Source organism: Tropicimonas sediminicola (assembly GCF_900188335.1).
Taxonomy (GTDB): domain Bacteria; phylum Pseudomonadota; class Alphaproteobacteria; order Rhodobacterales; family Rhodobacteraceae; genus Tropicimonas; species Tropicimonas sediminicola.
In genome coordinates this window covers 220,476-234,117 of the sequence record NZ_FZOY01000007.1, presented here as the reverse complement: position 1 = coordinate 234,117, position 13,642 = coordinate 220,476, and the positions used below count along the sequence as shown (strand labels likewise).

Annotated in this window: 13 protein-coding genes; 7 read left to right on the top strand and 6 right to left on the bottom strand. The window is 67.7% G+C overall.

Annotated elements, in window-relative coordinates; genetic code table 11:
- Positions 1 to 12: 12 nt before the first annotated feature.
- Entirely contained in the window at positions 13 to 459 is a 447-nt protein-coding gene (locus CHB86_RS17780; protein WP_089234509.1) for a DUF4174 domain-containing protein, read from the bottom strand.
- Between the two features lie 295 nt (positions 460 to 754).
- Here CHB86_RS17780 and CHB86_RS17775 point away from each other — a divergent pair, with 295 nt between their 5' ends.
- From CHB86_RS17775 to CHB86_RS17755, 5 genes are all read left to right on the top strand, one after another.
- Positions 755 to 1,660, top strand: coding sequence for a hypothetical protein (locus tag CHB86_RS17775; RefSeq protein ID WP_141134922.1), 906 nt, complete (start codon positions 755 to 757; stop codon positions 1,658 to 1,660).
- Positions 1,590 to 3,734, top strand: coding sequence for a methylmalonyl-CoA mutase (scpA, locus tag CHB86_RS17770; protein WP_089234425.1), 2,145 nt, complete (start codon positions 1,590 to 1,592; stop codon positions 3,732 to 3,734). Before CHB86_RS17775 ends, scpA begins: the two co-directional genes overlap by 71 nt.
- Before the next feature lie 212 nt (positions 3,735 to 3,946).
- A complete protein-coding gene (locus CHB86_RS17765; protein WP_176442926.1) occupies positions 3,947 to 4,441 on the top strand; it encodes a GNAT family N-acetyltransferase in 495 nt (164 codons plus the stop codon).
- A 9-nt stretch (positions 4,442 to 4,450) separates the two neighbouring features.
- Positions 4,451 to 5,122, top strand: coding sequence for a TerB family tellurite resistance protein (locus tag CHB86_RS17760; RefSeq protein WP_089234424.1), 672 nt, complete (start codon positions 4,451 to 4,453; stop codon positions 5,120 to 5,122).
- A 10-nt stretch (positions 5,123 to 5,132) separates the two neighbouring features.
- Positions 5,133 to 5,741, top strand: coding sequence for a trimeric intracellular cation channel family protein (locus CHB86_RS17755; RefSeq protein ID WP_245838119.1), 609 nt, complete (start codon positions 5,133 to 5,135; stop codon positions 5,739 to 5,741).
- 54 nt (positions 5,742 to 5,795) lie between these two features.
- On the opposite strand, the gene CHB86_RS17750 is transcribed toward CHB86_RS17755, so the two are convergent.
- Genes CHB86_RS17750 through CHB86_RS17735 form a run of 4 tightly spaced genes read right to left on the bottom strand, consistent with a single transcriptional unit; the run spans position 5,796 to position 10,359 of the window.
- Positions 5,796 to 7,505, bottom strand: a complete 1,710-nt coding sequence (locus CHB86_RS17750; protein WP_089234423.1) for an FAD-dependent oxidoreductase — start codon at positions 7,503 to 7,505, stop codon at positions 5,796 to 5,798.
- 1 nt (position 7,506) lies between these two features.
- Positions 7,507 to 8,580, bottom strand: coding sequence for a thiamine pyrophosphate-dependent enzyme (locus CHB86_RS17745; RefSeq protein WP_089234422.1), 1,074 nt, complete (start codon positions 8,578 to 8,580; stop codon positions 7,507 to 7,509).
- Positions 8,580 to 9,749, bottom strand: coding sequence for a pyruvate ferredoxin oxidoreductase (porA, locus tag CHB86_RS17740; RefSeq protein WP_089234421.1), 1,170 nt, complete (start codon positions 9,747 to 9,749; stop codon positions 8,580 to 8,582). The genes CHB86_RS17745 and porA overlap by 1 nt, the downstream gene beginning before the upstream one ends.
- Positions 9,742 to 10,359, bottom strand: a complete 618-nt coding sequence (locus CHB86_RS17735; protein WP_217898333.1) for a 2-oxoacid:acceptor oxidoreductase family protein — start codon at positions 10,357 to 10,359, stop codon at positions 9,742 to 9,744. The genes porA and CHB86_RS17735 overlap by 8 nt, the downstream gene beginning before the upstream one ends.
- A 218-nt stretch (positions 10,360 to 10,577) precedes the next feature.
- Here CHB86_RS17735 and CHB86_RS17730 point away from each other — a divergent pair, with 218 nt between their 5' ends.
- The gene (locus CHB86_RS17730; RefSeq protein WP_089234420.1) at positions 10,578 to 11,639 is read left to right on the top strand and encodes an endonuclease/exonuclease/phosphatase family protein; all 1,062 of its coding nucleotides are present in this window, start codon (positions 10,578 to 10,580) and stop codon (positions 11,637 to 11,639) included.
- 7 nt (positions 11,640 to 11,646) lie between these two features.
- A complete protein-coding gene (locus tag CHB86_RS17725) occupies positions 11,647 to 12,021 on the top strand; it encodes a hypothetical protein (RefSeq protein WP_089234419.1) in 375 nt (124 codons plus the stop codon).
- 27 nt (positions 12,022 to 12,048) lie between these two features.
- Here the strand turns inward: CHB86_RS17725 and CHB86_RS17720 are convergent, their stop codons facing one another.
- On the bottom strand, positions 12,049 to 13,611 hold the full coding sequence (locus CHB86_RS17720; protein ID WP_089234418.1) for a Ppx/GppA family phosphatase: 1,563 nt from the start codon (positions 13,609 to 13,611) through the stop codon (positions 12,049 to 12,051).
- Positions 13,612 to 13,642: the final 31 nt, after the last annotated feature.

Genomic DNA, 13,642 nt, shown 5'->3' with positions numbered 1-13,642 from the left:
TGCGGCGGCCAGTCACTGGGTGAGTGTGCCGCCGCGGCCTTCGCGGATCTCGTCGCGCCGGAGCGGCGTCTTGTCGATGGAGCGCGAGATTTCCCGGGTCGACCAGGGCGAGGGCTTGCGGAGCTTCACCACGCCGTCCTTGTCGACCAGAACGAGCGCGAAGCCGCGCGGCCGGAGTTCCTTTCGGACCTCGGAGCGGGCGGCGGGGTCTGTATCGGTGATCACGATAACGTCGCGCTCCACCAGGTCGCGGGGGCGCTCGGCCAGCAATTGCATCTGCTGGATGTACCGCGGATCGGCGGGTGTGTCGGAAAACACGGCGAGGACGCGCTTCAGCCACAGGAATTCGCTGATATCGACCGTCGCCGCGTCGATGATCTGCAGGCCTTCGGCGGCGGCTTCGGCGGCAGGGGCTTGCGCGGCTTCCTGCGCCTGTGCGGGAAGCGCCACGGCCAGCATCAGGCCGGCAAGCAAGGCTGTCAGGGATTTGCGGCGCAAGTCGGGCTCTCCTCGTGTCGATCATGATATAGGTGAGGGGTTCGGGAAATCTAAGGAAAAATCGCCGCGTGCAGGCGGGTGCGACGTCCTTAACGGCCCGGAAATGCGTGGCAGGCTATGGCTGGGTGGCGCCGGATGGGCGCATGTTCCAAGCCAGTGGTCCCATATGGATGTAACTCTCCACCTCGGTGCGCATCGAACCGGCGTCACCACCTTTCAGCACTTCCTGCGGCGAAATGCGCCGAGCCTGCACCGGATGGGCGTTGCGGCCTGGCTGGCGCCGGATACGCGCCGCGGCATGATGTCCGCCCTTGTGCGCAGGCCGGAGGCGGTGTCGCTCATCGACGAGCGCATCGGCCGCCGCTCGCTGCGCGCGATGCGCCTGCGGCAGGAGCGGTTGGCGCGGCAGGGTGTCGGTCGCCTGATCGTCAGCGAGCCGGCGATGATCGGGATGCCGGCGCAATGCTTCGCGCAGGAGCGGCTCTATCCTTGGCCGGGCGAGCGGTTGGGCCGTTTCCTTCCCGCGTTCGAGGACCGTTGCGACCGGATCGTGCTGACGATCCGCGCCTACGACCGGTTCTGGGCCTCGCTAATGGCGCAGGCCGTGGTCTGCGGTCACCCGTTGCCTTCGCGCGCGCTGCTCGACCGGCTGGTCCTGCAGCCCCTGCGCTGGCGCCGTTTGGTGGAAGAAGTGGCGAGCTGTTTTCCGCATGCGGAGGTCCTCGTGCTGCCCTTCGAGCGGCTGGCCGGCATGCCGGAGCGACAGCTTGCCGCAATGCTGGGGCGGCCTTTGCCCTTGGGCGTCGCAGGGCACATGGCAGGCGTGCGAGATTGGCATCGCCGGAGCCCTTCTACACCGCATCTGGGCAGGGTATTATCCGACCATAGCGGCTCTTTGCCCGGCCCCCTGTCGGTGGATGTGACCGGCCGATGGCAGCCGTTCGACGATGTCCAGCGCGCTGCCTTCGCCGAACACTACGCCGAAGATCTTGCCTGGTTGCGCTCCGGTGCGAACGGGCGTGCAACCCTCATCGCGACCGCAGACGCCAGCGAGCTGCGCACGGTGGACAGGACAGAAGGAAGACAGCCCGATGACCGAAAAACAGCTACCACAGGAGTGGGCGGCACTGGCCACGAAGGAGTTGCGCGGCCGCTCTCTTGACGACCTGACCTGGGACACCCTTGAAGGGATCCGGGTCAAGCCGCTTTACACCGCCGAGGACACCGAGGGCCTCGCGCACATGGGCTCGCTGCCTGGCTTCGAACCCTTCACCCGCGGCGTCAAGGCGACGATGTACGCCGGCCGCCCCTGGACGATCCGCCAGTACGCCGGCTTCTCCACCGCCGAGGAATCGAATGCCTTCTACCGCAAGGCGCTGGCCGCCGGTCAGCAGGGCGTCTCGGTCGCCTTCGACTTGGCCACGCACCGCGGCTATGACAGCGATCACCCCCGCGTCGAGGGCGATGTCGGCAAGGCCGGCGTGGCGATCGACAGCGTCGAGGACATGAAGATCCTGTTCGACGGTATCCCGCTCGACAAGATCTCCGTCTCCATGACCATGAACGGCGCCGTGATCCCGGTGTTGGCCAACTTCATCGTCGTGGGCGAGGAGCAGGGGCACGACCGCAAGGTGCTCTCCGGGACCATCCAGAACGACATCCTCAAGGAGTTCATGGTCCGCAACACCTACATCTATCCGCCCGATCCCTCGATCCGGATCATCGGCGACATCATCGAATACACCTCGAACGAGATGCCGAAGTTCAACTCGATCTCGATCTCGGGCTACCACATGCAGGAAGCCGGCGCGAACCTCGTGCAGGAGCTGGCCTATACGCTCGCCGACGGCCGTGAATACGTCCGCACCGCGATCAAGGCGGGCATGGAGGTCGACAAGTTCGCCGGCCGTCTGAGCTTCTTCTTCGCCATCGGCATGAACTTCTTCATGGAAGCCGCCAAGCTGCGTGCCGCGCGCACGCTCTGGGCGCGGGTGATGGACGAGTTCGGCGCCAAGGATCCGCGATCCAAGATGCTGCGCACCCACTGCCAGACCTCGGGCGTCAGCCTCGCCGAGCAGGACCCCTACAACAACGTCATCCGCACCGCCTACGAGGCGATGTCGGCGGCGCTCGGCGGTACCCAGTCGCTGCACACCAACGCGCTCGACGAGGCCATTGCCCTGCCGACCGAGTTCTCGGCGCGCATCGCCCGCAACACCCAGATCATCCTCCAGGAAGAAACCGGCGTGACCAAGGTCGTCGACCCGCTGGCCGGCTCCTACTACGTCGAGGCCCTGACCGCCGAGCTGGTGGAGAAGGCCTGGGCGCTGATGGAAGAGGTCGAGGAGATGGGCGGCATGACGGCGGCCGTGAACTCCGGCATGCCGAAGCTGCGGATCGAGGAATCCGCCGCCAAGCGTCAGGCGATGATCGACCGCGGCGAGGAAGTGATCGTCGGCGTCAACAAGTACAAGCTGGCCAAGGAAGAGGAGATCGACATCCTCGACGTGGACAACATGGCCGTCCGCGCCAGCCAGATCGCCCGGATCGAAAAGGTCCGCGCGGCACGCGACGAGGCCGCCTGCCAGGCCGCGCTCGAGGAGATCACCCGCCGGGCGAGCGAGGGCGGCAACCTGCTGGAGGCCGCCGTCGAGGCGTCCCGCGCGCGGGCAACGGTTGGAGAGATCAGCATGGCGATGGAAAAGGTGTTCGGGCGGCACCGGGCCGAGGTCAAGACGCTCGCCGGTGTCTACGGCGCGGCCTATGAGGGCGACGACGGCTTTGCCGCGATCCAGAAATCGGTGGAGGATTTCGCCGAGAAGGAGGGCCGCCGGCCGCGGATGCTAGTGGTCAAGATGGGCCAGGACGGCCATGATCGCGGCGCCAAGGTGATCGCCACCGCCTTTGCCGACATCGGCTTCGACGTCGACGTCGGCCCGCTGTTCCAGACCCCCGAAGAGGCCGCGCAGGACGCCATCGACAACGACGTCCACATCATCGGCATCTCCAGCCAGGCCGCCGGTCACAAGACGCTGGCGCCTCGGCTGATCGAGGAGCTGAAGAAGCAGGGCGCCGAGGACATCATCGTGATCTGCGGCGGCGTGATCCCGCACCAGGATTACGAGTTCCTCTACAACGCCGGGGTCAAGGCGATCTTCGGGCCGGGAACGAACATTCCCTCCGCCGCGCAGGATATCCTGAACCTGATCGGCGCTCCGAAGGAGACGGCTGCCTGACCCGCCCCTTGCCATCGGCACGGGAAACGGAGAAACGAAAGGGGCGCGCCCGGCAAGGGCGCGCCTCTTGCTTTGGAGGCGGGCTTGCTTGAATTCCAAGATCGCGCGGCTGCGGCGCTCCGGCTCGGGGCCGGAACCGCGCCATGTATCCGGCGTCATCCTTCCGATAGCCGCGCTTCGGCGCTGGTACCTGCGCTGTGGGGTGTCCGGTGATCGTGCGGGCGGCGGTGCCGGCCGATGCGCAAGCCATCGTGGACATCATCAACCCCATCGTGCGCGAGACGACGATCTCCTTTTCGACCGAGGAGAAGACGGCAGAGGAATTCGCCACACTGATTGCCGGTGGACGACCGGTCTGGGTGTCGGAGCACGAGGGGCGGATCACCGGTTACGCGACCTCCTTCCAGTTCCGCAACGGGCCTGGGTATGCCCGCACGCTGGAGCACAGCATCGCCCTCGCCCCCGGCGGGCGCGGTCACGGCGCCGGGCGTGCGCTGATGGCCGCGTTGGAGAGCCATGCCGCCGCGAACGGGGCGCACAGCATCTTTGCAGGGGTCAGCGCCGAGAACCCCGCGGGCGTCGCATTCCATGCCGCGATCGGCTTCCGGGAGGTTGCCCGGCTGCCCCGGGTCGGTTGGAAATTCGGCCGCTGGCTCGACCTTGTGCTGATGCAGAAATTCCTGTCGGACCCCGAACAGGCCGGATAGGGTGCGCCCATGTCGATCTGGAGTCGCATAACGGCCGCGCTGTCTGCGCTGGCGACCGGGGAGCCGCTGTCCGACGTTTTCGACCGGCTGCGCACGCCGCCGGAGCGGAGCGTCGCCTTCGCCATTGCGGTGATTGCCCTCGGCGCCAAGCTGGCAAAGGCCGACGGCACGGTGACCCGCGACGAGGTGCGCGCCTTCCGCGAGGTGTTCATCATCCCCGAGAGCGAGGAGGCCAACGCCGCCCGAGTCTTCAATCTCGCCCGGCAGGACGTGGCCGGGTACGATGTATACGCCCGGCGGATCGCCTCGCTTTTCGAGGACGGGCACGAGGTTCTGCACGACCTCATGGAAGGGCTGTTTCACATCGCCACCGCGGATGGCAGCTACCACGAGGCCGAGAACGAGGTGCTGTTCCAGGTTGCGACGATCTTCGGGCTGAGCGAGCGCGAGTTCCGCAGCCTGCGAGCGCGCTCGGTGCCCGATGCCGCGCCCGATCCCTATGACGTGCTCGGCGTCACGCCGGACATGCCGATGGCCGAGATCCGCCGCGCCTGGAGCCGGGCGGTGCGGGAAAGCCACCCGGACCGGATGATTGCGCGCGGCGTGCCGGAGGAGGCCGTGCGATTGGCCGAACAGCGGCTGATCGCGATCAACCGCGCCTGGGAAGAAATCTCCGCGTGAGGGAGGCCTCGTGACGCTCGAATATCTCAGCCTCGGCCTGATGGTCCTGGCCACCGCCGTCATGGCCGCCTCGGCCGCAATCCAGGCAGTCCGCCACGAGCTTGACCTGTTTGGCGCGACGGTGCTTGCCATCGCCGCGGCGCTTGGCGGCGGCACGGTGCGCGACATGCTGCTGGGACGTCTGCCCGTGTTCTGGATCAACGACCTGACCTTCATTGTGACCACCGTTCCGGTCGCCATCGCCGGGTATTTCGTCGCCACGCGGATGGCCGCGGGAAATGGCCGGCGGCTGGCGTGGCTGATGCGGCTCGATGCGATGGGGCTCGCGCTCTTCACGCTGATGGGGGTTCGGGTCGCGCAACAGGCGGACACCTCGGCGATCATCGCGGTGATCATCGGCTGCATCACCGGAACCGTCGGCGGGATGATCCGCGACCTGTTGTGCAACGTGACCCCGCTGGTCTTGAAGCAGGATCTCTACGCCACGATCTCGCTGGCCGGAGGCGCGCTCTACCTGCTGCTGCTGGAGGTCGCGCCCGAAGGTCCGGCAGCGGCGATCAGTTTTGCCGCCATGCTGGGCGTGCGGCTGCTGGTGCTGGCCCGGCAGCGTCCGGACTAGAACGGGGCGCCCGGCGGCTTGCGCCGAACGCCCCCTGTCGCACTCCCGCGAGGCTCAATCGCCTTCGTGCCAGGTGTCCTCGGCCATCTGGATGAAGCCGGTCGGGCATTCCTTGGCGCAGATGCCGCAGCCCTTGCAGAAATCCAGGTCGAACACGTAATGCGACCCGTCGGAGGCCAGCTCCGCCGTCTTGATTACCGCGTTGTCGGGGCACATGACCCAGCAATTGTCGCAGGCCAGGCAATTGCCGCAGCTCAGGCAACGCGTGGCCTCGCGCAGGGCGGCCATACGGCCGATGTCGCCCTCGATCTCGGCTTCGAACGTCCGCTCCGCCACCGGCAGCTTGGGCACGGCGGTGCGCGAGATGCGGCCGAAGTAGACCGGGTTGAGGCCGCTTGCCGGCATCTCCGGGCGCGTGTCCTCGACAGGGTCGGCCCGGCCTTGCAGCCGCGCCGCGACAGCCTCCACCGCCAGCCGCCCATCCCCGATCGCCTCGGCCACGGTGCCACGGTCGCCGCGGGCGTCGCCGATGGCGTGGACGTTCTCCTGCGGCGTGCGGCTCCAGCGGTCGCGCGCGTCGAGATAGTGCCAGCGGTTCATCAGGTTGTGCATGCCTTCAGGGTCGACGCGTTCGCCGATGCAGGGGATCACCATGTCCACCGAGACCACGCGCTCGGTGCCCTCGAACTGTACCCGGTGCATCCGCCCGTCGGTGCCGAGCAGCTTCTTGAGGGCGACAATCTCCACGCCGGTCATCCGGCTGCCCTTCATGATCAGACGCTTGACCGTGGCGTGCTCGATGATCTCGATACCTTCCTCGAGCGCTTCCTCCAGTTCTCGGGGGACCACGTTGATGAGGTCCTCCGGATCGGTGTCCGGCCCGGGCAGGGCGGAGGCGGTGATCAGCGTGACCTGCTCCACGCCGTGACGTTTCATCAGCCGGCAGAGGTCGATGGCGGTGTTGCCGCCGCCGTGGACGGCGACGCGGCGGGCCTCCGGGAACTCGCCGTGGTCCATGAACTCGCGCAGCAGGTGCAGCCCCTCGTGCAGGTCCGTCGGCACGGCGCCGTCGATGTTCCACTCCTTGCTGAGGCCGCAGCCCGGCGCGAGGATCACCGCGGCGTGGCTGTGCTTGAGTTCGTCGAGCCCGACGTCGCGACCCAGCTTGCAACGCAGGTTGAGCTTGATGCCGGGAAGGGCCAGCAGGCGGTTCAGCTCCGCGTCGAGCGCCGGTCGGGGCAGGCGGGTGGGCGGGATCGCCGAGCGCAGCAGGCCGCCGGCCTCGGGCAGCGCCTCGAAGATCTCGGCCCGGAGCCCGTTGCGCAGGCAGTGATAGGCCGCCGAGAGCCCGCCGGGGCCGGCGCCCACGATGGCGACGCAGGGCGCGTCCTCGGCCGGGGCCTCCACCGGATAGGCCCAGCCCTTGGCCACCGCCTCGTCCCCCAGCCAGCGCTCGACGTTGTGGATCGCCAGCGCGGAATCGATGCTGGTGCGGTTGCAGGCGGTCTCGCAGGGGTGGGGGCAGACACGGCCCGTTACCGACGGCAGCGGGTTCTTCGAGACCAGCTCGCGCCAGGCCTCCTCGACGTGGCCTTCCTGCAGCCAGGCGAACCAGGCCTGCTGGTCCTCCCCCGCGGGGCAGGCGGCGTGGCAGGGAGCCTTGGCATGGACGTGGACGGGGCATTCGCTGGACCGCCAGTTGCCGGTCTTGAATTCCAGCGAGGTGCCGGGTTCGGCATGTGCGCCTCGGTTGATGACAACCATCTCAGGCCTCCCCTGCTGCGCGGTCGCGTGCGACCTGGCTGATGCCGACCGTGTCGGCCGGATCCTCGCCTTCGCCGCGCAGGTTGAAATACGTGATGTTGTAGTCGGCCAGCGCCTGCAGGTGGGTGAGTTCCTCAACCGCGCGCGGGTCGTCGGGCTTCATCAGGTGGCCGAAGCGGCCCTGAAGCGCGAGGTAGTCCTTCACCGGCCGCACCTCGCGGATCGGCATCACGTTTGCCAGCTCGCCCCGCTCCATCTCGACGATCGGGAACAGCCCGCATTCCACCGCCCGCCGGGCGACCTCGATGGTCAGGTGACTGTCGTGTTTCCAGCCGAGCGGGCAAGGCGAGTGGACCACAAGGAAGGTCGGCCCGTTGATCCCCATCGCATAGCGCACCTTGCGCTGCAGATCGGCCGGATAGGCGACCGAGGCAGAGGCGGAATAGGGGATGTGGTGGGCGGCGATGATGCCGAGCAGGTCCTTCTTGAGGTGCCGCTTGCCCATTCGCTCGGGCCCGGCCGGCGAGGTCGTGGTCGAGGCCGCGTGGGGCGTCGAGGACGACCGCTGGATGCCGGTGTTCATGTAGGCCTCGTTGTCGTAGCAGACGTAGAGGATGTTGTGATACCGCTCCAGCATCCCCGACAGCGCCTGGAAGCCGATGTCGTAGGTGCCGCCGTCGCCGCCGAAGGCGAGGATCTTGGTATTCTTGCCCCTGGCCTTCATCGCCGCCTCCATGCCGGAGGCGACCGCCGCGGAGTTCTCGAACAGGGAATGGACCCAGGGTACCTGCCAGGCCGATTGCGGCCAGGGCGTGGTGAAGACCTCGAGGCAGCCGGTGGCATTGGCGACCATCACGTCAGGACCGGCGCATTCCATCACCAGCCGCGCGGCCAGCGCTTCGCCGCAGCCCTGGCAGGCCCGGTGGCCGCTCTCGAGGGCGCAGAACCGGGGCTGTCGGTCGCGCAGCGAGGCGCCCTGGTGGAAGGGTTTCTTCGGCTCGACGGGGTGGCGCCCGAATTTCTCGCGAAGCTCGGCCAGTCGCTCGGCCCTCTGATCGGTGTCGTTGTCGCTCATCATCTGTCCTCCGGGGGCAGCATGGTCAGATCGGCGTCGAAGACGGAGAACGGCGTGGCATCGGGGTCCTCGATCGCCGAGAGCAGATCGCCCACGATGGTTTCGGGAATGTCCCGCCCGCCGAGGCCGATGGCGTGGTTGTGGATGCGCGGCGCGTCCGGGGTGCCGTAGAGCACCGCCTTGATCTCCGTGCCGAGGATGCCGCCGAGGCCGGGAGAGATCGCCCGGTCAATGACGATCAGGTGGTCCAGGCCGCGTGTCGCCTCCCGCAGCGCCTCTTCCGGCAGTGGCCGGAACGCGCGCAGCTTGATGAGCCGGACGCCGGCGTCCTCGGTCTTGGCGAGGCCGGAGCGCAGGGTGCCGACGGTGGAGCCCATGGCGATGATGCCGATCTTCGCGTCCTTCGGCCCTTCCGTGGTCAGCAGCCCGCCGCAGCCGCGCTTGAAGGCACGCGCCCAGGAGCGGTCGGTCTTTTCGATCACGGGCAGGGCCTTGGTCACGGCGGCGTGGTGCGAATGGCGCACTTCGGGGAAGAAGTCCGGCCCGACCAGCGCGCCCAGCGACTTCGGGTCGCTCGGATCGAGCGCGCGCTTGAACTCGAAGGGCGGCAGCCACTTTCGGACCTGCGCGATGGTGGGGATGTCGATCACCTCCATCGTGTGGGTCAGCACGAAACCGTCCATGCAGACCATCACCGGCAGGTCGGTTTCCTGGCTGATCCGGAAGGCCTGGATCGTGGTGTCCACCGCTTCCTGGTTGTTCTCGCAATGGAGCTGGATCCAGCCGCTGTCGCGCACCGCCATGCTGTCGGCATGGTCGTTCCAGATGTTGAGCGGCGCAGAGACGGCGCGGTTCGCAACCGTCATCACCAGCGGGATGCGCATCCCGGCGATGTTGAACAGCACCTCGGCCATCAGCAGCACGCCCTGGGAAGACGAGGCGGTATAGGCGCGCGCACCGGAGGCGGCGGCGCCCAGCACCACGGAGGCTGCGGAGAACTCGCTCTCCACGCTCACGAATTCGGTGTGCAGCTCGCCGTCTGCGACCAGCTTGGAGAGGTTCTCGACGATATGGGTCTGCGGGGTGATCGGGTAGGCGGCGACGACGTCGGGCTCGCAGAGCGCCACCGCGCGGGCGATGGCCTGGCTGCCTTCGAGGGCTTCACGCATCTTCGCTCTCCTTCCAGGCGCCGGCGGGAACCATGCCCGCCACGGCGTCGACCAGCGCGAGGTTCTTTTCCAGGACCGCGCCCTTGAACCGGCCCTTCAGCGCGGCCGCCAGGGCGTCGACCGGCAGGTGTCCGGTCATGGTGAGGAAGGCGGCGAGCAGGGCGGTGTTGGGGATCGGCCGGCCGATGTAGTCGAGGGCCAGCTCGGTCGCCGGGATGCACTTCGTTCTGCAGGAGAACGCCTCCGCCACATCCTCGTCCGAGCGGCGGGAGTTCACGATCATCGCGCCTCCCGGCTTCAGCCCGTCGGTGATCCCCCTGTCGAGCAGCAGCGTGTCGTCCTGCACGATCAGGAAGTCCGGCGTGCGGACCTGGCTGCGCAGGTGGATCGGTTGATTGTCTATGCGGACGAAGGCGGTGACGGGGGCACCGCGTCGCTCCGCGCCGAAGGACGGGAACGCCTGACAGGTGTGCCCAGCCTCAAAAGCCGCCGAAGCAAGCAGATAGGCGGCTGCCACGCTGCCCTGTCCCCCGCGGCCATGGATGCGATATTCGATCATGGTGTCGGAACGGTAGGGGCGAGCCGTTGCGCCAACAATGACCGAAGTCATTGTCTGTTCCGCGGTTTTCGCAACCCCGTCAGACCGTTAGCGCTTCAAGTCGCCCGAGTCGCGGCGGGCGGGCATGGATCTGTCGTGGTAGCGCCGAAGGTCTTTGTGATTGATGCGAGGGCGGTTTCGCGGCAGCGTCCGCCCCAAGGGGCCGGGAAGGCGCGGGACGCGACCGGCAGAACGGTGTGATTCGCGCGCCGGGCCGGATGGAGAGACGGATGCGCATCGCGACCTACAACGTCGAATGGATGAACGCGCTGTTCGACGACGACGGTGAACCGCTGGCGGACGAAGAATGGTCGGCCCGCTACAACGTCACCCGCGCAGGACAGCTCGAGGCGCTCGGCATCGTGTTCGCGGCGCTCGATGCCGATGCCGTGCTGATCGTCGAGGCGCCGGACACCAATCGCCGCCGCAGCACGGTCCGGGCGCTGGAGAGGTTCGCGGAGGTGTTCGAGCTGCGCCAGCGGCGGGCGGTGATCGGCTTCCAGAACCATACCGAGCAGGAGATCGCGCTGCTCTTCGATCCGGACGTGCTGACGGCGGAGCATGCACCGCTGGGAGAGTTTGCCGGCAAGAAGGGCGCGGGGGACGCGCCGCGCTTCGACGGCTCCTTCCAGATCGATCTCGATATCGACGCGACGCTGGACGTGGTGCAGTTTTCCAAGCCGCCGCTGGAGCTGGCGCTGCGGACGACCGAGGGCTTTGCCTTCCGGATGATCGGCGTGCACGTGAAGTCCAAGGCCCCGCACGGCGCGCGGGGCAGCGCCGAGATCATGCGCCGCGCCATCGCCAACCGTCGCAAGCAGCTCGCGCAATGCATCTGGCTGCGGCAGCGGGTGGATGAAATCATCGCCGCCGGCGATCCGCTGATCGTGCTGGGGGATTTCAACGACGGTCCGGGGCTCGACGAATACGAGGAGCTGTTCGGCCGCTCCGGGGTGGACATCGTGCAGGGGCTGGAACGCCCGACGCCGGAGCAGCTCTACGACCCGCATGCGAATCCGGCCCTCCTCCGCCCGACCGCGGCGCGGCCCTCCACGGCGCGGTTCTTCAATGACGTGGAGAAGCGGTATTTCTCGGCGCTGCTGGACTACGTGATGATCTCGCAGCCGCTGCGCGAGTACGCGCCGGACTGGCGGATCTGGCATCCGTTCGACGATCCGCGGATCTTTCAGGTGCCGGAGCTGCGCGATGCGTTGCTCGATGCCTCCGATCACTTCCCTGTGACGCTCGACCTCGACCTGCGCGCTTCCGCGATTGGGGGCGGGTCGCTATAGTCACCGCATGACCCGTGTAAACCGCCTCGCCCTCGTGCTCTCTCTCGCGCTCGCGCCGTTCGGCGCGGCTGCGCAGGACGCGCCAGCCGCCGATGGCGAGGTCGAGGAGGGGTTCAGCCTGATCGAGGAGGGCGCCAAGCTTCTGCTGCGCGGCCTGACCGATGAGATCGAGCCGCTGATGGAGGACCTGGCGACCGAGATGGAGCCCAAGCTGCGGGCCTTCGCCGAGGATTTCATGCCGATGCTGGATGAGTTCTCGGACCTGATCGGCGACCTGGACATGTACCATCCGCCCGAAAAGATGCCGAACGGCGACATCATCCTGCGCCGCAAGACGCCGCAGGAGGTGCCCCCGGCGGAAGACGGCGAAGTCGACATCTGATCTGACGACCTCGCTCGGGTTGTTTGGCTAATCCGGCTTAACGGCGGCTCGCGCCTTGGTGAGCGTCACGCTGGTCTCCACTCCCAGGGCCCGCGCCAGCGATGCGAAGCGGGCCACGGCCACCTCGCCGAAGAGCGACGCCGAGGCGGGCGGCAGGCACAGTTCGAGCGTCATCTTCTTGGGCCTGTAGCGGAAGACGCCCATGCCGTCGGGATTGGCAAAGGAGAACATCGCGCCGAAGCGCATCGCCTTGCCCAGTACCTCCGCTTCCTTCACCAGGCGCTCGTCGAGCATGTCGAGGAGCGGCGTGAACTGGCTTCCCGGCCGGGCGTTGCGATAGCGGTGCGCCAGCGCGAGGCCGAGGAATACCCGCCCTTCGTGATCCACCCCGCCGAGATTGCCGCGCGTGGCGCTGTCGAAACAGACCTCGGCGCGGTAGTCGGGATGCGCCCGCCAGTTGACGTCGTGCAGCAGGCAGGCCGCCTCGATCCACCGCTTGTCGGCCCGCGGGCGCGGAAACAGCGGCTTTATGAAGTGGTGGAGCACATGGCCGAAGCCCGGCAGGCGCGCGGACATGGCCTCCGAATAGCGGGCGGCCTCGATCAGCGGGTCGCGGGAACGGATCCGGTGCGGCATCTGCTCATAGAGCAGACCCTCGCGGATGCCGTAGCCGGAGGTCACCACCTCCCGGATACCGAATGTGGACATCAGCCGCCGCAGAACCTCGCCCGCCATCGGCACCAGCGAGATCCGCGCCGAGGAGAGCCTGGCCTGCTGCCGCAGAACCTCGAGATCCTGCCCGTCGATCCAGTCGAGCGTTTCGCGGATCGATTTCGGCGTCATGCGATAGTCGTGGAGCACGGAGAGCGGGTAGTCCTTGCGCACCATGTCCAGCCGCGCGATCGCCCGCCAGGAGCCGCCGACGAGATAGAGCCGCTCATGCCGCTCGATCCGTTCGGCGAGCCCGGCCATGACCGTCTTGATTTCCTTGTTGCGGGCCTTCTTGCCGCCACCCATGGTGGACAGCCGGAGCGGACCCAGCGGAGAGGTGGCGCGTTCCCAGACGCGCCCGCCTTCGATCCGGGCCAGCTCCATCGAGGAGCCGCCGATGTCGCAGACCAGCCCCGCGGCATCCGGCCAGCCGAGCAGGACGCCCTGCGCCGACAGCCGCGCCTCCTCCTCGCCGTCGATCACGTGGATCGTCTGGCCGGTCTCCCTCTCGACCAGCGCGCGGAACTCGTCGCCGTCGCTGGCGACGCGGACGGCCGCCGTGGCGACGGCGGTCAGCGGGGCGATGCCCATGCCGTCGGCCAGCGTCGAGAAGCGCTTGATCGCGGAGAGTGCACGGTCGCGGCCTTCGGGATTGAGCGTGCCTGTCCGGTCCAGGCCCGCGCCAAGGCCGGCCATGACCTTCTCATTGTAGAAATAGGCGGGGCTGCGGGCCGCGCCGTCGAAGACGACCATGCGGATGGAGTTCGAACCGACATCGAGCACACCGACCCGGGAAAGCGCGCGCGCTGCCGGATCGGTGAAGATCGGTCTGCCGAAGGGGCCCCAGTCGCCATGCGGTTCTGGTATCCCATCGTCCATGTCGGTCTCCGTTTTCGTGCAGCCCGACATT

Coding starts and splice junctions, on each gene's coding strand:
- CHB86_RS17780 (WP_089234509.1), bottom strand. CDS start 459: ATGCTGGCCGTGGCGCTTCCCGCACAGGCGCAGGAAGCCGCGCAAGCC.
- CHB86_RS17775 (WP_141134922.1), top strand. CDS start 755: ATGGGCGTTGCGGCCTGGCTGGCGCCGGATACGCGCCGCGGCATGATG.
- scpA (WP_089234425.1), top strand. CDS start 1,590: ATGACCGAAAAACAGCTACCACAGGAGTGGGCGGCACTGGCCACGAAG.
- CHB86_RS17760 (WP_089234424.1), top strand. CDS start 4,451: ATGTCGATCTGGAGTCGCATAACGGCCGCGCTGTCTGCGCTGGCGACC.
- CHB86_RS17750 (WP_089234423.1), bottom strand. CDS start 7,505: ATGGTTGTCATCAACCGAGGCGCACATGCCGAACCCGGCACCTCGCTG.
- CHB86_RS17745 (WP_089234422.1), bottom strand. CDS start 8,580: ATGAGCGACAACGACACCGATCAGAGGGCCGAGCGACTGGCCGAGCTT.
- porA (WP_089234421.1), bottom strand. CDS start 9,749: ATGCGTGAAGCCCTCGAAGGCAGCCAGGCCATCGCCCGCGCGGTGGCG.
- CHB86_RS17735 (WP_217898333.1), bottom strand. CDS start 10,359: ATGACTTCGGTCATTGTTGGCGCAACGGCTCGCCCCTACCGTTCCGAC.
- CHB86_RS17730 (WP_089234420.1), top strand. CDS start 10,578: ATGCGCATCGCGACCTACAACGTCGAATGGATGAACGCGCTGTTCGAC.
- CHB86_RS17725 (WP_089234419.1), top strand. CDS start 11,647: ATGACCCGTGTAAACCGCCTCGCCCTCGTGCTCTCTCTCGCGCTCGCG.
- CHB86_RS17720 (WP_089234418.1), bottom strand. CDS start 13,611: ATGGACGATGGGATACCAGAACCGCATGGCGACTGGGGCCCCTTCGGC.